Here is a 22,963-nt window from a genome sequence, read left to right on the forward strand (position 1 = left end):
TTTATATGTATAACCGCCAAGCTGAAATCGTTGTTGAGAATAACATTCGTAAAATAAAAACTACAGCAAGAGGATATCAAGTATTACGAGACCCATCCTTAAATAAAGGAACCGCGTTTACTGAAGAAGAAAGAAAAGCACTGGACTTAAACGGTATTCTTCCTCCTGTTATTACAGAAGATATGGAAGTGCAATTAGACCGCTCTTATCGCGCTTATCGTGAATGTCGTACAGACCTCGATAAACACATCTATATGTGGCGACTTCACGACAATAATGTCACATTATTCTACGCTTTATTGCAGCGCCATATGTTAGAAATGTTACCTGTCGTATATGACCCTGTTGTTGGTGAAGCCATTGAAAAATATAGCGAAGTGATAACACGTCCAAGAGGTTTATTCTTAAGCATCAATGAGCCCGAATTAATTGAAGAGAAATTACGTGCATTTGGTGCAGAAGGCAATGACATCCGACTGATTGTCACAACCGATGCAGAAGAAATTTTAGGTATTGGTGACTGGGGATCAAACGGTATCGATATTTCTGTTGGTAAATTAGCGGTATACACCGCTGCTGCCGGTGTTGATCCACATAGCGTCATTCCTGTTGTTCTGGATGTTGGTACAAACAATGAAAAACTATTAAACGACCCTTCATACGTTGGTAATAGACATGAACGTATTCAAGGCAAAGTATATGACGATTTTGTTGATGCCTACGTTAAAGCCGCAAGAAAACTTTTCCCAAATGCCGTCTTACACTGGGAAGATTTCGGTTCAACCAATGCACGCCGCATACTTGATAAATACCGTGCACAATTTGCCACTTTCAACGATGATGTACAAGGTACAGGGGCGATAGTACTGGCAGGATTATTAAACGCCGTTAAATTGAGCAAAACACCGTGGACTGAGCAACGTGTTGTTGTATTTGGTGCAGGAACAGCAGGTTGTGGGATCGCAGACCAGATCCGTGACCAAATGATCCGCAGCGGACTTACGCGTGAAGAAGCAATTTCACGTATTTGGCTCGTTGATCTGCCAGGTCTGCTAACATCAGACATGACAGATGACTTACTGTACTTCCAAAAAGACTACGTTAAAGATATCCAAAGCGTAAGCAACTACCCAAGAAAAGTTGTTGATGTTTCTGTGGAAGCACAAACACGCTGGCCTGCCATGGCGAACATTCTGGCCAAAAGCAATAAATCTAAAGGGATCATTGACCTTGCCTCTGTCATTGAGCAAGTAAAACCCACCATCTTAATTGGTACATCTACCCAACCAGGCGCATTTACCGAAAGCATCGTGCGTAACATGGCAAGTAATGTTGAACATCCAATTATTTTCCCTTTATCGAATCCAACATTATTACACGAAGCAACACCACAACATTTAATCGAATGGACTGATGGTCGCGTATTTGTTGCAACAGGCGCCCCCTTTGATGATGTCATTTATAAAGATGTTTGCTACAAGATTGGTCAAGCAAACAACGCAGCATTATATCCAGGGCTAGGCTTTGGAGCCATTGTATCGCAAGCTGAAAAAATTACTGACGAAATGATTTTCTCTGCGGTACAAGCGGTCGCAAGTCAAGCAACTCTAGGAGCGCAAGGCGCATCATTATTGCCATCTAACGAAGATTTGCGTATTACATCCAGTATCGTGGCATTAGAAGTGATGAGAATGGCAAAATCGCAAGGCGTGGCAAAAGTGGACCCAACGCTTTCAGAAGTGGAAGTTGTTAGAACTGCTGCATGGTGGCCAGTATACTTACCGGTAGAAGCTATTTAATTATTTAAATAATCATATTTATACCCTAAATAATTTAATATGTTATTAGTTTCCTCATTGTCACTTAAAGAACATTGAGTACTGTTTATAAATAAAACCTGACATCTTTAATCAGATGTCGGGTTTCTTTCATTTTACTAAGGTTATTGATAATGAAGTTATTTTCACACCTTGAACCACACACTCATCCACTTTTCTTTCTGTTGCTAACGTTTATTGGTGGTTTTGTAGACTCAAGCTCATTTGTTATTTTTGGTGTATTTACCGGGCATCTCACGGGAAACAGCGTACTGAGCATGATTTACATCTCTCAAATGAATTGGAGTATGCTCTTCATCTCAATTGTTTCTATATGTGGTGTTTTCTTAGGTACATTATCAGGTAGCTATATTCGAACAAAAACAGCTTCACTTTTAGCCTATTCATTAATTATTAGCTTTGAATTTATCTTCTTTGCAATCGTTTTTTCTCTCTACTTTTTTCTACCTGCTTTCTATTCCATGAATATCGCCGTCTTTTTGATCAGCCTATCAATGGGGTTACAAAATGGTTTCTTCAATAAAGTTGGTAGTGTCAGCATTCATTCTACCTATATCACAGGTATGACAACCTCTTGGATTGGAACGATAATAAAAAGAAATGAAAATGGAGATATCCAAAGAATAACCCTATTTCTCTTTATTATCTCATTCATTATCGGTGCACTAGCGGGAGGTTTTCTATCGGTAAATTACCATTTTCTAGGCTTTTCAAGCGTCATAGCGCTATTACTAATCGCTCTAATTTATAGTTTACTAATAAATAAAAAACGCAGCTTGTAAAATCCCTCCCCTTCTAAAGGTATCTTTAAATCAGAGCCTTTATGTAGGGGCTATGTTTTTATGCACAAGATTATTTTTAATATATATCAATTAATTAACCCATAAAATAAATAATACTAATCCGAAGTTGGGGGGACAGTCTTTGACAAAAAATAAAGTGAAGTGGATTTAGCAGAATCCGTTGTTCCGAAAAATTGCTCAGCAAATTTCCGATTTTACGCATACATAGCCACTATTAATGTTAATGTGCTAAAAGAAGTGCATAAAAATAATTTAACGTTGATAGATAAATAGTATCCACTCTCAATCCATTGGATCACATCAACAGCATGGCGCAGGCGCAGCGCTACCCCACGAAATAAAGTTACCTACCACGTAAAATGCACTATACCGCACCCGCCAGCACAATTTGGATCTAAAAATTATTTCAGTTTTAAAATTCTACAAAACATATCGCCAAGCCGCGCCAATACTAGGGGATTGCCGAAAATCTCAAACTGAAATGCGTAAAAAGAATTTCAGGTTTTAGATCACGCAATGGATCGCACAAAAAACACAACACAATGAAAAATATAGATAATTTATATTTTTAATGGATTTATTTATTCTCTAAAAATATTATCTCGATGATATTTTAGATATTTTTTATGCTTATTTTCTATTAAAAACGTCATATCATCATCAACACCTAAAACCTTTTTTTCAGCTTCAATCTTCGAAGAAACAATGATCTTTCCATTGTCATCAAAGGAAATTAAACCTTTATCAAATAAAGCATCTAGATGAGCTGATAATAGAAGGCCATTAAATTTATCAAGCTTTTCAGCCGTTGTTGAGACTGACCACGGTTTTATATGAGAAGCGACGAGAAGTTCTTTATATTTGATATTTGTAACTGAACACTTATTTTTCCATTTGTTGAGTAAACTTTTTCTAAATTTATCTTGTCCGATACGATATTTAGCAAGACCAAGTCGCACAGGATCTTCGATTTCTTTTAGTTTTTCTTTTAATTTAGATTCAGATTCAATCTTAGAATCTAAAATTGCATCTAGATCAAGCTCAGAGTCATATAGAGAAGCAATAGCATTATATAGTTCACTTGCAATATCTGAATTTTTTACAATAGTACCTCCTGCTTCTATATCCCAGCGCTGAGTATTATCATATAACTTTAGCTCATCTAAGGTAAAAATAGGATGTTGACTGAGAGTAGAAAAACGAATTTTTACTTTATTAGTTGTTTTTCCTGTTAATGGGTGGATTCCATCATAAGGAAATGAGCATACTGTACCTATACCAACGATCCCTTTTTCTGAAGGATTAATTTTTTTACCTAATCTAATAAGAAAAACTTTGTCTCCTATGAAGATATTTTTTTTCCTATGCGATACCCACTCTTCATCATGAGTTAAGCCGGTTTTTAATTTTTCAATAACACAATCAAACTCATCCCAAACCCAATCAGACCAAGGAAATAAAAAAGTATTCATATTCTCTGTCGCCATTTTGTCGCCATTGGCTTTTAGATACAAAAAAGCCACTTGCTAAGAAGTGGCTTAATGCGCTGATTTAACAGCTAAAATTTGGTGGCCCCTACTGGACTTGAACCAGTGACCAATCGATTATGAGTCATGCATAATACTTGTTCTCACATTTCTTAAATTGTTCTCAATCTGTTTTTTTATTATTAAAATTCATAATATTAAAATAAAAAAACGTTCTCATTCGTTTATTTTAATACCTAATTGTTCAAACACTACCTGACCCATTACCTGACCTGATATAATAATCAGGTCTCTCACATTATTGGTGATAATCAAATGAATTTAACCGAAACAGCCATTCGTGCTTTAAAGCCTAAAACCTCAGCCTACTATTCTTGGCACCAAAGTTCACAGAGAGGTACTGGGCGCATTGGTATCAAAGTACAACCCTCTGGGAAAAAAGTATTCTACTTTCGCTATTATGTAAACAAAGGCAAAAAAGAAAAGTTTATCCAAATTGGCCTATGGCCTGAAATGAAGCTAGCGACTGCAAATGAAATTGCTAAAACATATAGTTTATGGCTCAGCGAGGGTAAAGATCCAACCAATGAATTAGATATCCTTAAAAAGGAAGAACAGCAATTAGCCCAATTTAATAATAGCCAAGGTTCTTTTGAGCAATTGATACATGGCTATGTTAATAAAATGAAACAAGATAATAAACGTACATGGCAAGATGTCTTAAAAAGGCTGGAAAAAGAATGCTATGAGCAGATCCCTAGAGGCACAAAGGCAAAGGATGTAACACCAATCCAAATTAAAAACCTGTTAAGTACTATTATCCAACGTGGGGCGGTTGTACATTCAAATCGGATACGTTCATATTTAATGGCTGCTTTTAACTTTGGGATTAAGGCTGATAACGACCCTATGAATGCAAATAATGGTATCACATTTGGATTAGAGTCAAATCCTGTTTCAATGATACCTAAACAATCAGCTGCCGAAAAAGTCGGTAATACATGGTTAAACTGGGAAGAACTATCATTTATCATGAATTCAATAGCTGAAACCTCTGGTGTTGGTATCCTCATGCAACACTTAATTAGGCTATGTATATTTACAGGCGGACAGCGACCTTATGAACTCATTGCAAGTCAGTGGGGTAATATTGACTGGAAAACTAAAACACTACTTATTACATCTGATATTTCCAAAAATAAGCGCGAGCACCTTATTCCTCTCACAGATTCCGCACTATCAGAGCTTGAAGCTATCCAAAAACTCACCTCTCACCTCAATAGTAACTATATTTTTCCGTTATCTAAAGATGGAAAAAGACCAACAAGAACAGATAGCCTAGCACAAGCAATTGGCTACTTTAGGAAATACCATCCAGATTTTAAACACTTCACAGCAAGAGACCTTCGCAGAACCTGTAAGACCTTAATGGGTGAAATTGGAATAAGTAAAGAAATCCGTGATAGAATTCAAAATCATGCTTTGAATGACGTCAGTTCTAAACACTATGATAGATATGATTATCTAAATGAAAAACGCGCAGCTTTATCCCTATGGGAAGAAGAATTAAATCGAGTTTTATCATTACAAATAACTTAAAAACCTCACACAAAGGAGCTTTCACTCAAAAAATTTTTCATAAAAATACGACTATTTTATTTTTCATAGTAATATATAAAAAAACACAATAATATTAATGAGGTTATCATGAAAAGAATAAAATTTCTGAAATTATCGAAAATACTCAATGAGTATAACTTTAACTACAGAGATCTCCTTGCATACTGGTTTACTGATAGAATATATATTTTTTATCACTATGATAATCAAGACTGCTTTTTATATTTAAATTCGAAAGAAAAACTAGAGAAATCACCGACTACCTGTGATATAGAAAAACTAGTATCATGTTATAACTCTAAAAAGAACAAGCTTCAAAGTTTCACGTTTGACAAAAGATACAAATTAGAATTAGTAAGCGAATCACTCAATATGGATTTAAATATAAATTACAGATATAAAATAAAAGGATTAATATCAGGTTATTGGCCATTACAAATAAAAGGTAGTGTTAATTATACAAATGATGTATATCATATAATAGGAGATTCTTTCGATGGCATTAATATATCTATGCACGATGAACAATTCAAAGAATTAATGATTTCTGGAATTCCAGATATAGATAGAATCATTAATGATAATGATAGAGATATATTTAAATATCATAGTTTTGATTTAATCACTTTACCTAAAAAAGAAAAAGTGGCTATAGGCGAATTTTATATTTTAGAGAAAACTTTTTTAACTTTAGCTAAAAAAAACAAATGGAGACCCTATCCCGATATTAATAAAGGGAAAAGTAGAACATCCGCTCAGCAAAGTGAAGCCATTTATATTCTTTACAAAAAGCTATCAGATGATTTTTACGAATTGAAAAGTTCTAAAAATAGAAGTTATAGTTCTACTGAGTTTAATAAAGACTTAAATTTACTTTCAGAAAAAAAAGGAAATAAAATTAAATTTAATGAGGCAACCACTGCAGGATGGGTAAATTCTTATCCAGAAATAAAATTAATAAAAAAAACAAAATAACCGCTTCCCTCCTTTTTATTACAATTTCAGAAAGGAGGGGTTAATTTAAATTTATTCGTAAGAAATGATATTATCAACTATACCCGCGTTCATTGAAGTTGCTTAATTTTATGCAAAATAAGGGGCATGCTGACAATATAAATATTGAACTCAGTTCTGAACAGAAACGTACTCTTGAAGCACAGCATCGCAAATGTCGTGGCCGTACGTAGAATCTAGGACAGGATACGGTTCATACTGCTTTCTGCTGAAGGCTGGTCAAGCGGTATCAGAGGCTCAATCCCAGCGTATTAATGAAACGATAGTCCGTAGCCACCAGTAGGACTGGTTTAATAACGAAAAGCTGAAGCCTAAGAATGGTGGGATGTCCACTACACCGTGCTGGACATGAACAAGTGGCTGCACCGCAACAGTTTCAGTTACCGAAGACCCTAGGGTGTGCCGCATAAGTTCAGCGCAAAAGCTCAGCAGATGTTCGTGAAAACCTACAGCGCCTTGAAACAGCAAGCCGGTGATTAAGCAGCTGAGGCACAACCGCCACTTCCTCTCAGCCAAAAAGAATCCATTGCTTCTTCAGCTATAAATACCGTTCATCACCGAGACGTTGACTGATCGTATTAATGAGAACTTCCAGATGCTGAAAAATGCATCTTCAAGTTAATAGTGTATATACTAACTTATTGTCTTTGATATCACCTCTCATTTACCCATAATTAGATATAATGGTGTCCGATTAAATACTTATCACACACAAATTTCCTCCGTTAAGCTCATAGTATTATTTAGTGGTTTACCATACCTTTTTCTTCAAATGTCCATGGCTACTTTCCCAATATCTCGTCATCCAAATATCCCCAAAAACCTCAAAGTAAAAAATAAAAACAAATAAAACAATAAGTTGAAAATCCATTCTTTAATAAGGGTTCAATCGATTGCCAAGCTACCGTTATTTATATCACTATATACGTACCCAATAAATTTGCTAAGAAAAGATAACAATGGATACAAATACCCCAAACTCAACGTTACGTATGGAGCTTCTTAAACGTTATGGAGAACCTCGTGATCGCCTAGTTCGTGAAAAAGAGCGAAAAATAATCACATCGATATCCCGCACAACCGCATGGAAACTAGAACGGGAAGGTAAATTCCCTAAACGTAAGCAGCTAGGCCCTAAATCCTGTGCCTGGTTGTTAAGTGATTTACTGATATGGATTAATGAAAAGTAAGGCTCCTATTAGTCATAGCTGTATTAATTAAATAAAGACTAAATTGAATAAATAAATTTATCAAGTATTTTTTGATTAATTATTTATCAGGGTAACTTTATCTTTTTTTTACCATTCTGATTATTGCTATTTCTGCTATTAATAGCAGGAGTAGCAGTTAACTTAATTAGTTTTAAATAGAGAAATTTAAATATGAATAAAAATACATTCCCCATTGATGCTCTACCGAACATTATCAAAGATGCCATTAATGAAGTTCACAAAAATACCCAAGCGCCCATTCCTTTAATTGCTGTATCTGCTTTAGGAGTTATGTCTTTAGCTTGTCAGAACCAAATCAACGTTTTGAGATATAATAATGATAGTATGCCTGTCTCTCTTTTTTTTCTAACTTTAGCTGAATCAGGGGAAAGGAAAAGTACCGTCGATAAACTATTCATGAAACCCATTTATCAAATGGAGGCTGAACTTAATCAAAAATATCAAACTGAAATGAGTGCTTATCGCCATGATAAAAAGTTATTTGACCTCAAGAAAAAGTCATTATCTAAACTCATTACTACCGCATACCAAAAAGGTAATGACCTATCTGATTTTGAGGCACAATTTAAAGTTTTGTCTAATTCTGAGCCCAAAGAGCCCATTCTATATAAATTTTGTTTTAATGATGCGACACCACAAGCAATTAAAGATCACCTCAGCAAAGGCTCTAATTCCATAGGCTTGATGTCAGATGAAGCAGGAGTTGTTTTCGAGGGGAGAGCTCTGAATGAGCTCGGCTTCATTAATAAGATGTGGGATGGGAGCCCATTTTCTGTCTCTCGTAAGAGTGAAGAAGATCAATATATTAAAGATGCAAGAATGACATTATCCTTAATGGTTCAACCTACTATATTCAAAGAATTTATACAAAAAAAGGGAGATAAAGCTAAAGATATTGGCTTTTTTGCCCGATGTTTGATTAGCCAACCAGCATCAACCCAAGGTTATAGAATAATTACAGATACAACATCATACTCTGAATATTTAACTAAATTTCATCATCGCTTAACAGAAATATTATCATTAACAACAATACAAAATCGCAATAGAATTAATATAAGATATAACCTATCCCTTTCTGACGAAGCAAAAGCTCACTGGATTGATACTTATAATGATATAGAGAAAAATTTGATGGAATCAGGCACACTTTATCACCATAAGGAGTTTGGCTCTAAAATGGCTGAGCATTGGCTCCGCTTAGCAGCGATAATACATTATTTTTCATATGATAAAAAATTAATCTCATTAGATAGCTTACAATCTGCGGGAAAACTAGTTCACTGGTTTTATCTTGAACAACTAAAGTTATTTCCAGCTAATGATGAAATCTCCATGGCTAATCGAGATGCCGATACTCTATCTGTATGGCTAAATAATTTTTTTGATAAAAATAATATAAAAGAAATTAATAAGAACTACATTCGACAATATGGCCCTAACAGTTTAAGGGACTCAAAAAGATTGGATAAATCACTTGCTATATTAGCATCTAGACTTGAATTCTTTTCAAAGAAAAAAAATAAAACAACGTATATTTACCGATTTGATTTAAATGATTTATTACAGGTTAAAGATGGACCTTCTGAGTACATTCCCATGATGGAGGCAATAGGCAGTCAAAATTATTTAAACCAAGATTTTACAGTGAAACGTTAGGTATCATTGCATAGAATTACATTTAAATCCTTATTTTTTCTAGTTATACGCATTAACTCCAGAGTGGTTATTTGTTAATCAACCCTGATATAAAGGGGCTGAGTGATATTATTGATGTTGGATAGGTAATATACTTCTAATCTATTGCTGATCTATTTAATCTAATATCCAATATCTAGATCTATTAATTAACTGGCATATATCTACTAGCCATATAATCCTATTAGTGAATATCACTATAAATACATATTCATCATTAGGTATGTAATCGAATTAACCATTAACGCAAACTGGGTATAGGTAACCCTCATTACCTATACCCTACCCTTTAAATTAATCACTGAGCCATTACCCATGGCTCTAAGGTATACTTATGTCTAATGATAACGATTCCATGTATAACCCTGATTATATAAGAATCATAGAAAAGACCTTAACCCGTTCCTTAACTGACTATACACGTATTATGGCATTACGTGTAGACTTACGGTTTCCTGTCATAGATAACCACGGGGATATGCCAACCTGCTTTATTAACCTAGATAAAGTGATGTCTCGTTTCATTGATTCATTAAACGCTAAGCTTAAACATTATCAATACAGTAAAAGGCGAAAAGGTCAACGTACTTACCTTAACCGATTGCGTTACGTATGGGTAAAAGAACAATCCAGTTCTGAGCTCCCTCACTACCACTGTGTATTAATCTTCAATAAAGACGCCTACTATCACCTAGGAGACTATAACTTAGATGAACCGAGTCTAAGGACAATGATCACGTCCGCGTGGTACAGTGCGTTACAGCTCCAATTAGACCCTATCTCAGACCCGACTGGCGCATTAGTACACTATCCTAATAACGGTAAGTATTGCTTAAATCAGAATTCCTTAACGTTTGAAGCGGATCGAGCGATGTTGATGAATAGGCTAAGCTACTTAGCGAAAGAGCACTCGAAACATTATAATGCGAATTCTCGTAGCATAGGTTATAGCCTTTCATAATTGTAATAAGGATGATGTCAGTACGATAGTTCACTACCCTGAGAACTGTCGGTACTGTTTAAATCGAGAAGCCTTATCCTTTAGCGATGACTATAATACCGTAATAGAACGATTAAATTACCTAGCTAAAGAATATTCTAAACACTACAGTTCGAATTACCGTACGATAGGCTATAGTCAGTACTAGAAGCTGCTTAGGCAGGTAGTGGGCGCTATCTGCCTTTTAAAAGGGTTCCACTGATAGCCGCCATCTTCGTCTGTTAGGGACTAGTCTGATACGGGCTAATATCATGGAACAAAACGCCGAAGGCCGCTGCAACACGCCACCTTGGTTCAAGCTCTTTTTTCTCAACAGGAGTGCCACTGGTGTCAATGATCTTCAAAAAATCACCAAATCAATTTCCACATGCTGAGCTCGTATCAGGCACTGAACTGACCCTAGTTTATTGGACAGGGGCTTTTTTCGTTTTAACCCGTGCAAAATGAGATCATGATAGAAAGCATAACATGTTATCGGGATTGTAAGGCAACTCATTATCCTGAGTTAACATTGAAAAGCGGCCTCACAAGTAAAACCGCTATATTACGTCAGGGGTCAAAATTCAATTGCCAATATGGGGTCATTTTTACACTGCCAGTAACATTCTAAAGGAAAATAGATCCCTTTATCAAAATATCGTCATTAATTAAATCACAATACATCAATAATAGGACACGAATATGCGTATAACTGCGACGGCTTCCCCATGCCTAAAATCGGGAATGATTTCTGTTTTTATTACGAATTTAGGTAAATATAACGAAGGCGAACTGGTCGGTGAATGGCTTGAGCTTCCAGCAACCTCAAAAGAAATCGAACACTGTTTAATGCGGATTGGCATTGATGGTATTCACTATGAAGAGTATTTTTTGACCGACTATGAATCCTCCATTGATGGCCTTTCTTCCCACATTTTAGAATACAGTCTTTTAGATGAGTTGAACGAGTTAGCCACGCAATTAGCCATGTTATCGCCTGATGAAATTAACCTTTATCAGGCGGCAATTGAAATCGGTTCTTCAACGAGTTCAATCCATGATTTAATTCATTTAGCGGATAATTTAGATTCTTTCCAGCAATTATCGGGGGTCAATAATGAATATGATTTAGGTTATTACTGGATAGAAGAAAGTGGTTGTTATGATTTAGCACAACTTGGACATTTATCCCATTACTTTGACTATGAACGCTATGGACGTGATGTTTGTCTTGAACAAGGGGTTGTTTCCGCACTGCGTCGGATATGGTTGGCTATCTCACCGTTTTCCCCACGCCCGTGGGGGTGTTTCTCTATGCAAATTCAAAAAAAAAACAGACAAAATAAACAAAATAAAAAAGAGAGCCGAAGCCCTCTTTCATTATTTAAAATTTTTAGCACATTATCGTTGCGCGATTTTCGCCATAGTTTTGATTTCGTAGTAAAGGTTGGTTTCCATTCCACCGTATGGAGAAGGCTCATGGAAGCACATTAACCTTACTTCATAAACATAACCATCTTGTGTAAAACGACCACGATTATAACGAACTAATTCAGGTGCTGGATTATCCATCCAGCCATTAAACGTCATTTTATATTTGTCTTTAAAATGATTTTCTAAATCGTTCTGCGCTTTAAAACATTCTTTTTGGTCAACCACTGTGCCTTTTAAAGAAATAGACGTTGGCACTAATGGAGAAACAGGAATGTTTGCATCAGTAAACCATTTTTTCTCGATTTTATCAGCAGACTTATCTAATTTAACTACGTGCATTTCAAAGTTTCTGGTTGAAAGTTGCACTTGACCGCTTGGGTTAACAACTTTTTCATTTAATGGATAACCACCAACTTTTACAGTTGCAGACGCTGTGCTTGTAAAAACAAACGCAGTGAACAAAGCGATCATTAAACTTACATATTTTTTCATTTTTTATATCCTCTTTTATCTTAGAGCCTATCTCAATAAGAGCTAAATTCATCACCTTACCCAGCCATATCGATGTTTAAAAGTCAGTCTGTATAAGGTTTTGGTTACAGTGATAATATATTTTTTATGCGGTAATTAATCCCTATTGAGATAGGCTCTTAGTTGTGCTTATTATAGCATGGCTACTATAGGTTTTCCCCACGCCCGTGGGGGTGTTCTTTAGCAATTCTTCGGTGAGACCAATTATACGGTGGTAATAACCAAGTTTGACCTTTCGTTTTCACATCAATTGGAACTGGTTTAGCTGGCATAGTTATCTCCTTAAAAATCTAGACGACAACTATGCTGACACGGGGGGGTTATTGGGTGATCTCCATTCATGAAAATACGCAACATGAACATGGACCAGATAAAAATGATGATTTAATAAAGATGTGAATTGATATAGTAAGAACAGTGATTAAAAGAAGAGAATTTAAACCAGAATTAATCCAGCGATTATCCGTATAAATAATCAGCAACGGCTAGAGCGGATTTAAGTAGACACAAAGATCTTAATTTTAATTACATAAAGTCGTAACGGAGAGAAGGAGCACTACATCCGACCCTCTCCACGCCACAACAAAAGAAGCGTGTATTAATGGCGCCACTGCCAATCGTTTTTTTTCACTTCACCAAGTTTATAAAATTCGCTGACTAATTCAATATAATGTTCAAAATCACGATTGATTGAAATAAGACGATTACAAAGTTCCCAATCCACATTTTCTTTTTCTGTGGCTTGAATGAGAATTTGCGTATTCGCAATCTCTTCCTTATCAAGCAAAATACCCCCGATACTATGGGCGGCACAACGCATTGTGAGCTCTTTAAGCGTCTCATCCCCAGTGATTTCGGCAGCTGCAACTAAATAGCCAACATTGGCCCATGACGAGTTAGATAGAGTTTGAAAGAACACCTCTCTGACATTACTCATATTAATTCTTTTTTTGACTTCAAAAGACCATAAGCGTGTTCGCGGTTCACTGTATTCATTCACACAGGCTTTTAATCGTTTTTTGCCCTTATTGGACTCTTACTGCTATAAAATAAAAGGATTAAGCCTAAAACAAAGCTCAATCCTTGAAAAATAATTCACTTATATCATCTAATTATTTATTTTTACAGTCTGATTACCCCAACACTTTTTACCTCACCATTTTTTCAAATATTCTTCAACTTTTTGAATAAATGACTCTTTAGGGGCTTTTTTACACGCATCGACAATCAGGGGAGTTACCGTTTCGATACCACTAATATTTAAAGTGGGGTCTTCTACTTTTCCTTTTTGTGTCACAATCTCTGCTGCACCAATGGCGGTTGGATAAAAGTTATCATCGATGACCAAAAAATCTTCACACTTCCATTGCGATACAGGTTTAGTGTCCGTTGTTGCGAAAGCGGAAGTCGCCATTAAAGACATTGTAATAATACCGGCAAATAGAGCTTTATTCATAAATGTCACCTCATCGATAGTAGAACCTCTCAAGTATCCGTTTTAGTATAACTGATTTTTTAAAAAAGAAAGCTCTCTAAATTAGATGACCTTATAATCAGCGTTGTACATTGAATAACGTAATATGTTGTCAACCACGACGTTGATTATCTACAAACAATCACATTGAAATCATCAACGCTTACTGATAATTGGCACTAATTATACCATGGAGTTCAGCTTATAATTGACCACCCACACCTTTGAATTTTTCAACAAAAGCAGCGATTTTCTGAAAAACTGTTTGCTTCTGCGTTCGGTACTGTGGATTCAAAGGGCTAAGTTTGGGCAGCGCCTCATTCAGTGCAGTGCCATTTTCAGAAGCATACTCTCGCTTGAGTGATGAGGCCATATAGCGTTTGGCTGCTTCTTCATTGAGCTTTTCAGAGACAATAATGGCATCGGCTTCGCGCTTCTGTTCCGCCTGAGCGAACTTAAAGAAGGCGTCGATGATGCTGGCTTTGTCATTGATCTCATCAAGGTTTGTCTGATGAATAAAATCAACCACTAAGCTCTCTTTCGCTCTATTGCCCAGGCTACCGCGGATCATACGGCGGACTTCTTCAATCAAACCTTCTTTACTCTTGTTCTTCTTATTATGATCAAAAATCAGTTCAAGAATGTAATCGAGATTTATTTCTTGAGATTTAAGCAAATCAACTTCAAAGACGACATCGCCCCAGTCTACTGTTGACTTATCTTTGTCCTGGCCTTCTTTATCACGGCGTAGCCAGTCGCGGGTATCGTTGTAGGTTGAGCGATAATCTTGTATCGCACGCTCGCTAGGCATGTCGATGGTTTGCATTGCCTCAATATCCGCATCGTCCAAATAGTACTTTGACTTGAACTCTTCGACAGCTTGTTCATCACGAGTATCCAAGTTTTGCAACGCTTTTAAACCAGCAAATTCATCATAGTTTTGTAAAATATTTTCTGCTTTTAGGTATTCACCAAAAAGCTTGGCAAATTCTTTTTTATCTTGTTCTTTTTCAATGTGTTCTGAATTTGGAAAGCGTTCTTTCAACTCTTTTACGATATCGATAAAACCTCGACGCACTTGACCTGTAACAATATCGTTAAAGCCTTCCATATATTCCTTATAGCTCTTCTCCAGTACAACATTTTTGGTATTTTTGTCTCCAAACAAAGTGATGGCATCAATGGTTGCCTGCTCTAAGTCCCGGAAGGTGACAATATTGCCAAAGGTTTTAGTTGCATCATAAATACGGTTGGTGCGAGAAAATGCCTGCATCAAACCGTGATAGCGTAAATTCTTATCAACAAACAAGGTATTGAGCGTCGGTGCATCAAAGCCCGTTAAAAACATCCCCACCACAATAAGCAGATCAATTTCTTGATTCTTCACTCGCTTGGCAAGGTCACGGTAGTAGTTCTGAAAGCCATGACTGTCCACGCCATAGTTAGATTTAAACATGGCGTTATAATCCGTGATCGCGGCGCTCAAAAACTCTTTCGCACTGCTGTTCATGGCACTAACTTCAAAACTCTCATCTAAAATATCACCAATAGCATCCTGCTCTTCATTAGCTGCAAATGAGAAGATAGTCGCAATGCGAAGAGGTTTACTTGTGGATCCCTTTTCAGCCTCAGCTTGCAATGTTTTAAAGGTTTCATAATACGCTTTAGCAGCATCAACACTACTTACCGCAAACATGGCATTGAATCCTTTCGCACCAGAATAAGCGCGATGCGTTTTCTGGTTAAAATGACTCAGAATATACTGCGATATTTCACGGATCCGCATCGGGTGTAAAAATGCTTGCTTGTTCTCCGCAGCACTGAGTTTTTTATCGTCCTGTTCAGTCTCAATGCCCTTAAATTGCGGACGAACGTCGTTATAGTCCACTTTGAATTTGAGTACTTTTTCATCACGAATGGCATCAGTGATTACATACGTATGCAACTGCTGACCGAATACACTGCCCGTTGTTTCAGCACCCAAAGCGTTTTCAGGGAAAATTGGCGTACCCGTAAAGCCAAACTGATAATACTTTTTGAATTTCTTTTTCAGGTTTTTCTGCGCTTCGCCGAACTGACTTCGATGACACTCATCAAAAATAAATACCACTTGTTTTTGGTAAATAGGTAAATTGCTTTCACTTTTGATTAAGTTGTTGAGCTTTTGGATTGTGGTAACAACAATCTTGTTATCGTCTTTATCCAGGTTGTTCTTAAGCCCTGCGGTACTGTCTGAACCGTTCACACTATCAGGCGAGAAACGCTGATACTCTTTCATAGTCTGATAGTCGAGGTCTTTTCTGTCCACGACAAAAAAGACTTTATCAATAAATTCTAACTCCGTGGCTAGCCGTGCCGCTTTAAAGCTGGTGAGTGTCTTACCTGAGCCTGTGGTGTGCCAAATGTACCCACCACTTTCGGTATTACTCCAGTTCTTAGCGTTAAAGGCACTTTTTATTTTCCATAGGATTCGCTCGGTAGCCGCAATCTGATAAGGACGCATCACAAGCAAGGTATTACTGACATCAAATACCGAGTATTTGAAAATGACTTCAAGCAGGGTTTCTTTTTGGAAAAAAGTTGCCGTGAAATCTTTTAAATCTTCAATCAGCGTATTATCTGATTTCGCCCAGTTCATCGTGAAGTCAAAGCTGTTCTTGTCACGCTTAGTCGTATTGGCAAAATAACGCGTGTCGGTGCCATTCGAGATCACAAACAGCTGTAAGAACTTATACAACGAGTTCTCTTCATTAAAACTCTCTTTGCTGTAACGATGTATTTGGTTAAACGCCTCACGGATCGCCACACCACGCTTTTTCAGTTCAATGTGCACTAAAGGCAAACCATTGACCAAAATCGTCACATCGTATCGGTTGGCATAGCTTCCTGTTTGTTCAAACTGCTTAATAACCTGCACTTTATTGCGAGCAATGGTCTTCTTGTCAAATAGGTAGATATTTTCGATATGACCATCATCAAAAACAAAATCAAAGATATAATCACTATGCACTTTGCGGGTTTTATCGAGAATATTATCGCTTGGCGTGTTCAAGTATTGCTCACAAAAACGAGCCCACTCAGCATCGGTAAACTCAACTTTATTGAGGGCTTGTAGCTGTTTGCGCACATTCACTAACATGGCATCTGGTGTCGTTAGCGCAGGTAGATACTCATACCCCTGATTGCTTAGATCCTGAATGAGCTCACGCTCTAAATCACCTTCGCTCTGGTAGTTTTCACTTACCTGTGTTTGCTTTGTGTATTTGTCTAGGACAATAAAATTATTGGATTCTGCAATACTTTTGTAGGAGGTGGTCATTTATCTAGTCCTTTTTCTTTCTACCATCATTGAGCAATTTTTTTATTTCACGATCAAAATCAGACTCGATCTTTTGTTGTTTGTTAAATTGCTCATATTCGGCATGAGCTTTTTGCTCAGCAATCTTGCGTGAAACACTGCCATAACCTTCAAGTACCTGATACTCATTAAAGGCCAAAAACTTATTGACGCTTTCGGCGAACGCCTCCATGGTAAAGGTGTTTCTGCGTTCAATAATGCCTTCAATGTAATCAAAAAAAGACGAAACGGCACGTTCAAGTTTTTTGATCTCGTCTTCACTGAGGTAGTTTTTGGCAACAGTGGTATCCGATTTTAACACACGACCTGAAGGGGCGTTTTTGTACGTCGTCATGCCCATTAATGGTTGGTTGGCGTCAGCCTTCAATGCGATGATTTCCGCTGCTGTGTACCCTGTAATAGCGAAGTGAAATTTGTCTTGTATATGGGCATAAAACAGACGAGTAGTTTCTGATTTAGGATCGTAATCAATACTGCATTCAGCAAAGATATCGGTGATTTGCTGATAAATACGTCGCTCACTGGCACGAATGGAGCGAACTCGTTCCAGCAGCTCTTTAAAGTAATCTTTACCAAAGAAGCGACCATTCTTAAGACGTTCATCATCCATGGCAAAACCTTTGATGATGTAGTCCTTAATCAACTGAGTCGCCCAAATACGAAACTGTGTCGCCTGTGCTGAGTTTACTCGGTAACCTACTGAAATCACTGCATCTAGGTTGTAGTATTCCAGCTTGCGTTTAACTTCGCGTTTGCCTTCTTGTTGAACTGTTTCCAAAATGGAAATAGTTGCCTCACGTTGTAGTTCGCCTGAATCGTAAATATTATCCAAGTGCTTTGAAATAGCAGGAACCCCCACACCAAACAGCTGTGCAATGCGTTTTTGCGTTAGCCAGATGGTTTCGCCACTGAGTAACACTTCGACTTTTACCTCACCATTAGGCGCAGTATAGAGTAAGAACTCAGAAGTTTGGTCTTGTAGGCTGAGGTTAGGCATTCGCTTCTCCTTGCAGTTTAAAAGCGTCATTTTTTAAAAAATACACAAGTAAAATCAACTGCACTTTTTTGTTGGACGCTTGCCACAACTCTGCTATTTCCGTTAGCGCGTTACTCATTAAGCGACCTCATTTGAATGAGATTTTGGGAAATTCAACAATAGGTCACGATAATACTCGTATTGCTTTTGGCGTAGCTCGATTTCGCGGGGGAGACCTTCTTTTATGGAACTTGTTAACGTATTGAAATTATCTAATATCTTAACAATTCGGGTTTGTTCATTAATAGAAGGGACAGGAATTTTAAACTCCGACATCTGTTTCAAGTTTATATTTGGCTGAGCAGAAGTTTTATTAAACCTAGCAATATAATCGGTCATTGCTGTGGTCTGCATGTAGTAAAAAGCAAACTTTACATTTACCTCATGGCTCAAGCGAACAATAGCTAATGCTTGGTTGGTATTTGCAGGTAAAACACTCTTATCAACAATCGCGCACTTTCCAATAGTTGCCCCTGCTATAGCAAATAAAATATCACCTTCTTCTAATATTGAGCGTTTAAGTTCCCTATTGTGAACTTCTGGAGTAATAAACATAAACTTGTCTGGTTTGATTTGGTTATCATCAAAACTTTCCAGTTTAATAAAATTAACCCCGGAGCTTACAAATCCTTTTGGGGTTGTTCCTTTGGTAATAAGTCGGGTCACCTCACCCAACGTCTTCCACTCAACTTCACCCTCATCAAAACTCAACAACTGGTCGCGGTAGTAGTTGTATTGTTTTTTCCGCATGTTAAGCTCGGCTGTCAGCTCGGCTGTCAGCTCGGCTGTCAGGGCAGTGAATTTATCCAAAATTCGCACGATTTCAGATTGGATTGCCAGCGACTTTTCGGGGTTATCTGGGCAGGGGATGGGCACGAGAAATTTATCAGTATCTGGCGTTGCAATTTGAGGCATTTGCATTCGGCAACCGATACCCTGAAAGTACCGTTCATGCAATTTCAAAAAATGGTATATGAACTTAATATGAATCGCATTATTATCAGAGTAATACGACCACATTTCATTTTTATGTGAGAACGGTTTTTCGTAATACTCGAACTCAATTACACCTCGGGATTTTACAATAATGGACGGCTCTCGATTTACATCCTTTTCAGGTATGTCTTTAAAATCCACAAAGGCAACAGTTTTACCTCCTGCAAAAATTTTTAATGGGGCTCCATCCTTGTGAAGGGTTTTCATCTGCCCGGCCGTTATTTTTGTTCCCTTAGTGCGTACCAGAACGTCTTTCAATGGCAGCCACTCCACCTCTACACCATCCAAGAGTTTCTCTAAATAGTTTAAATGACTCATGCCTCAACCTCCTCACCTTCAATTTCCGCGACTATGGCATCAATATCACTGCGAAGCGCTTCAATCTTAGCAACAGTGGTTTTCAGTTCGGCATTAAGCTCGGTAATGTTCACTAGCTCGCGGTTGTCTTTCGCTTCAACATAACTGCTTACCGAAAGGTTATAGCTGTTGCCTGCGATAACATCCAAATCAACGGATTTGGCAAAGTGCTCCACGTCCTCTTTGCTAGCAAACACCTTCATAATGTCTTCAATGTGTTTATCAGTCAGCACGTTATTATTGGTTTCTTTTTTAAATAGATCGCTGGCATCGATAAATTGGGTGGTGGTGTCGGTTTTGTGCTTAGACAGCACCAAAATATTTACCGCAATGGTGGTACCAAAGAACAGGTTTGGAGCTAGTGAGATAACCGTTTCAACATAGTTGTTATCAACTAGGTATTGGCGAATTTTTTGCTCAGCACCGCCACGGTAAAAAATACCGGGAAAGCAAACAATGGCGGCACGGCCTTTGGCTGACAGATAATTCAATGCATGAAGCACAAAGGCAAAGTCGGCTTTAGATTTAGGCGCAAGCACGCCTGCGGGTGCAAAGCGGTCGTCGTTGATTAAGGTAGGGTCATCACTGCCAATCCACTTCACCGAATAAGGGGGATTCGAGACTATCGCATCAAAGGGTTTGTCATCTAAAAAGTGCGGTTCGGTTAAGGTATCACCCAGCTGAATATTGAACTTGTCGTAGTTAATGTTGTGTAAAAACATGTTCATACGCGCCAAGTTATAGGTGGTGTGGTTGAGCTCTTGGCCAAAGAAACCCTCCTCAATGATATGCGCATCAAAGTGCTTCTTGGCTTGCAAAAGTAACGAGCCCGAACCCGCCGCAGGGTCATAGATTTTATTCACACTGGTCTGTCCGTGCATGGCCAGCTGCGCGATGAGTTTTGAAACGTGCTGAGGGGTAAAAAATTCGCCACCGGATTTACCCGCATTGGCGGCATAGTTAGAAATCAGGAACTCGTAAGCATCACCAAATAAATCAATTTGGTTGTCTTCAAAATTGCCGAAGCTTAAACCTGCTACGCCTTTTAACACCGCTGCTAGACGTTTGTTTTTTGCCTCTACTGTATTGCCCAGACGATTACTGGTGGTATCAAAATCCGCAAACAAGCCTTTGATGTCTTTTTCTGAATCATAGCCATTGGCTGAGTTTTCAATGGCAGCAAAAATAGCCGCCAAATCCGTATTTAAATTTTCGTTCTTATGTGCATTGGCTGCCACATTGCTAAACAACTGACTAGGATAAAGAAAATAGCCTTTGGTTTTAATGGCATCTTCTTTAGCTAACTTGATATTTTCGTCATCGTCAGACATGGCAGCATAATTAACGCTCTCATCACCGCCTGTGATGTAGTTAACAAAGTTCTCACTGATAAAGCGGTAAAACAGCGTACCCAGTACATACTGCTTAAAATCCCAGCCATCCACTGAGCCTCGCACATCGTTGGCAATCGCCCAGATTTGGCGTTGAAGTTCGGCACGTTGTTGTAAACTTGTCATCTGTTAATTCCTGCTTTTCATTCGTTATAATTCGTTTATGGGTTGCGCAATGTTCCACTGTCGTTGAAACATCATCCGTCAAACCCTGGGGCTAAATTCAAATTGGCTACCCCATAAAGTGTCGGGGCATTCTTTAACCAAAGCTGATATTCAGGACCTTGAAGGCTATGTGCTTTGGTACAATCTACATGCCATTGGCGAAGCAAATAGCCAGCGGTAGCCGCTCTAATCTCAACCTTTAGAGCGCCCCCCGTCATGCCATAGTCTAACTCAATCGCTTCGCTGTGCTCTATACGTGGGTGTGGCACTAACTCTAGCTCTACAAAGCGATTCCATTGCCGGTCTTGGGGTTCGAGCTCCATTTCAGACAAAGTGGAGTCTTCAAGCACAATAGCTGCTTTAATTCGAGTCAATACAAAGTCACGAAATTCACCATGCTCGCGGTCAAAACCACGAACATGCCAACGCAGGCCATTGTCCACCAGCGTATGCGGCACAATTTCACGTATTGTTTCACCGCTCGATAACGACACATAGGTGATACGCAAGGCTTTGCCTTTATGGATGGCTTCGGTGACTTTCGCCACTATCGATAAACTCGGTTTGTTAAGGTGATAAGGCGCTTCACACGCAAAAGGCGGTTTTACCTTGCCAGTAAAGCCATCGCCGAACCCTTGGCTAATTGTCGCCAATGTTCGAACGACGTCGTAGTCGAACAAAGGTTCAAATGCTTCACCTCGCTTATGCAGCTTGAGCTTTTGGTCATACTCAATGTTACCTGGTGCAAGCACTCTGTATAGCGTGAAATCTTTCGTTGCTTGTGTAGCAGCTATGCTGAAGCGATCGACTAAATCTGCCCGTACCGCTTCTCCCTTAAACAATAAGGTGAAATCGATGTGAGCAATGCGATCCCGGATTGCTTGTGGCAACTGTGCTATCTCCGAAAGCCTATATGACTTCGCCCCTACCGTTTGTTTCAGATCATCATTTGTCATGCGTCTTGTTTATCCCATTCAACCAATGTCTTAATACTCTGTTTATCAAGTCATGACTGGCATCGCATAATAACATTAAACTGATCCGCTCAACGCAGTTATTCATCCACACTGACTCAATCATCTCTACGGGTTGAAGCTGGACTGATGGATATAAAACACGGAATAGGCTCCAACCTAATTAATTTTATTAGGCCTTATCCTATCATAAATTATTTTGTAAGGAAGACTAAAAACCTACCACAGAAGGGATTGTCAGAATGTCGTAACGGGCAATTTCTGAAGGTGAAAATATGACAGGTAACAGATGACGGATCAGCGATGAACTCTGAAAAAATAGCACCGCATAGTCCTGAGCACAAAACTAATCATCCACTCGGCACTCACCGTAAACGTGTTTAAATCGTGCTACCATGAATGCCATATTCTTTGTGCTCAGGACTGGCGGTTAGTGGAACGCCCTGAATGCCACGGGATATGTTCTTCGAGTTCTACACATCGGCGCTTCCTTGAATGGCGTGATACCGGTGTCTTTGAGCGCTTTTGGCTGAACGATTTGCTTGCATGTAAACAGCTGGACGGTAGGCTCTAAGT

General features: G+C 38.2%; 19 protein-coding genes and 2 pseudogenes. 10 read left to right on the forward strand and 11 right to left on the reverse strand.

The features are described 5' to 3' along the window. Positions 1 to 5: 5 nt before the first annotated feature. Complete coding sequence (locus tag ACLPIE_RS00065; protein ID WP_104873227.1) at positions 6 to 1,799, forward strand: NAD-dependent malic enzyme; 1,794 nt, start codon at positions 6 to 8, stop codon at positions 1,797 to 1,799. 152 nt (positions 1,800 to 1,951) lie between these two features. Further along, entirely contained in the window at positions 1,952 to 2,620 is a 669-nt protein-coding gene (locus tag ACLPIE_RS00070) for a YoaK family protein (RefSeq protein WP_104873226.1), read from the forward strand. A gap of 602 nt (positions 2,621 to 3,222) precedes the next feature. On the opposite strand, the gene ACLPIE_RS00075 is transcribed toward ACLPIE_RS00070, so the two are convergent. After that, positions 3,223 to 4,128: an HNH endonuclease gene (locus ACLPIE_RS00075; RefSeq protein WP_430258586.1), complete on the reverse strand. Its 906-nt coding sequence runs from the start codon at positions 4,126 to 4,128 to the stop codon at positions 3,223 to 3,225. Between the two features lie 315 nt (positions 4,129 to 4,443). On the opposite strand from ACLPIE_RS00075, the gene ACLPIE_RS00080 reads away from it, so the two are divergent. From ACLPIE_RS00080 to ACLPIE_RS00110, 7 genes and pseudogenes are all read left to right on the forward strand, one after another. Then, on the forward strand, positions 4,444 to 5,727 hold the full coding sequence (locus tag ACLPIE_RS00080; protein ID WP_115167876.1) for a tyrosine-type recombinase/integrase: 1,284 nt from the start codon (positions 4,444 to 4,446) through the stop codon (positions 5,725 to 5,727). Between the two features lie 108 nt (positions 5,728 to 5,835). Further along, positions 5,836 to 6,723, forward strand: a complete 888-nt coding sequence (locus ACLPIE_RS00085; protein ID WP_115167877.1) for a hypothetical protein — start codon at positions 5,836 to 5,838, stop codon at positions 6,721 to 6,723. 998 nt (positions 6,724 to 7,721) lie between these two features. After that, the gene (locus ACLPIE_RS00090) at positions 7,722 to 7,952 is read left to right on the forward strand and encodes a helix-turn-helix transcriptional regulator (RefSeq protein WP_115167879.1); all 231 of its coding nucleotides are present in this window, start codon (positions 7,722 to 7,724) and stop codon (positions 7,950 to 7,952) included. 192 nt (positions 7,953 to 8,144) lie between these two features. Beyond that, positions 8,145 to 9,653: a YfjI family protein gene (locus tag ACLPIE_RS00095; protein ID WP_430258588.1), complete on the forward strand. Its 1,509-nt coding sequence runs from the start codon at positions 8,145 to 8,147 to the stop codon at positions 9,651 to 9,653. Positions 9,654 to 10,026: 373 nt separating this feature from the next. Then, entirely contained in the window at positions 10,027 to 10,653 is a 627-nt protein-coding gene (locus tag ACLPIE_RS00100; RefSeq protein WP_196717872.1) for an inovirus Gp2 family protein, read from the forward strand. Then, a complete protein-coding gene (locus tag ACLPIE_RS00105; protein ID WP_226693778.1) occupies positions 10,640 to 10,840 on the forward strand; it encodes a YagK/YfjJ domain-containing protein in 201 nt (66 codons plus the stop codon). Before ACLPIE_RS00100 ends, ACLPIE_RS00105 begins: the two co-directional genes overlap by 14 nt. A gap of 533 nt (positions 10,841 to 11,373) precedes the next feature. Further along, positions 11,374 to 11,913, forward strand: a pseudogene (locus ACLPIE_RS00110) (antirestriction protein ArdA); the annotation flags it as partial. Positions 11,914 to 12,072: 159 nt separating this feature from the next. Here ACLPIE_RS00110 and ACLPIE_RS00115 read toward each other — a convergent pair. From ACLPIE_RS00115 to ACLPIE_RS00160, 10 genes are all read right to left on the reverse strand, one after another. After that, on the reverse strand, positions 12,073 to 12,597 hold the full coding sequence (locus ACLPIE_RS00115; protein WP_430258590.1) for a hypothetical protein: 525 nt from the start codon (positions 12,595 to 12,597) through the stop codon (positions 12,073 to 12,075). Between the two features lie 185 nt (positions 12,598 to 12,782). Beyond that, a complete protein-coding gene (locus tag ACLPIE_RS00120) occupies positions 12,783 to 12,908 on the reverse strand; it encodes a hypothetical protein (RefSeq protein WP_430258592.1) in 126 nt (41 codons plus the stop codon). A 326-nt stretch (positions 12,909 to 13,234) separates the two neighbouring features. Next, positions 13,235 to 13,573 (reverse strand): hypothetical protein, encoded by a 339-nt coding sequence (locus tag ACLPIE_RS00125; RefSeq protein ID WP_430258594.1) that lies wholly within the window; start codon positions 13,571 to 13,573, stop codon positions 13,235 to 13,237. Between the two features lie 216 nt (positions 13,574 to 13,789). Continuing rightward, on the reverse strand, positions 13,790 to 14,092 hold the full coding sequence (hdeA, locus tag ACLPIE_RS00130) for an acid-activated periplasmic chaperone HdeA (protein ID WP_042116316.1): 303 nt from the start codon (positions 14,090 to 14,092) through the stop codon (positions 13,790 to 13,792). Between the two features lie 220 nt (positions 14,093 to 14,312). After that, a complete protein-coding gene (locus tag ACLPIE_RS00135; protein ID WP_430258596.1) occupies positions 14,313 to 17,429 on the reverse strand; it encodes an HsdR family type I site-specific deoxyribonuclease in 3,117 nt (1,038 codons plus the stop codon). A 4-nt stretch (positions 17,430 to 17,433) separates the two neighbouring features. Further along, a complete protein-coding gene (locus ACLPIE_RS00140; protein ID WP_243210018.1) occupies positions 17,434 to 18,465 on the reverse strand; it encodes a virulence RhuM family protein in 1,032 nt (343 codons plus the stop codon). Beyond that, on the reverse strand, positions 18,458 to 18,583 hold the full coding sequence (locus tag ACLPIE_RS00145) for a hypothetical protein (protein WP_430258598.1): 126 nt from the start codon (positions 18,581 to 18,583) through the stop codon (positions 18,458 to 18,460). Before ACLPIE_RS00145 ends, ACLPIE_RS00140 begins: the two co-directional genes overlap by 8 nt. Beyond that, positions 18,583 to 19,818 carry a restriction endonuclease subunit S gene (locus ACLPIE_RS00150; protein ID WP_430258600.1) on the reverse strand — a complete coding sequence of 412 codons (1,236 nt, stop codon included), beginning with the start codon at positions 19,816 to 19,818 and terminating at the stop codon, positions 18,583 to 18,585. Before ACLPIE_RS00150 ends, ACLPIE_RS00145 begins: the two co-directional genes overlap by 1 nt. Beyond that, positions 19,815 to 21,374, reverse strand: coding sequence for a type I restriction-modification system subunit M (locus tag ACLPIE_RS00155; RefSeq protein WP_430258602.1), 1,560 nt, complete (start codon positions 21,372 to 21,374; stop codon positions 19,815 to 19,817). Before ACLPIE_RS00155 ends, ACLPIE_RS00150 begins: the two co-directional genes overlap by 4 nt. Positions 21,375 to 21,445: 71 nt before the next feature. Continuing rightward, a complete protein-coding gene (locus ACLPIE_RS00160) occupies positions 21,446 to 22,369 on the reverse strand; it encodes a WYL domain-containing protein (protein ID WP_430258604.1) in 924 nt (307 codons plus the stop codon). Between the two features lie 314 nt (positions 22,370 to 22,683). Between ACLPIE_RS00160 and ACLPIE_RS00165 the strand changes: the two are divergent. Then, positions 22,684 to 22,949 (forward strand): annotated as a pseudogene (locus ACLPIE_RS00165) (transposase); the annotation flags it as partial. Positions 22,950 to 22,963: the final 14 nt, after the last annotated feature.

Origin of the sequence: Providencia sp. Me31A, from assembly GCF_050487165.1 — a bacterium.
Classification (GTDB): Bacteria; Pseudomonadota; Gammaproteobacteria; order Enterobacterales; family Enterobacteriaceae; genus Providencia.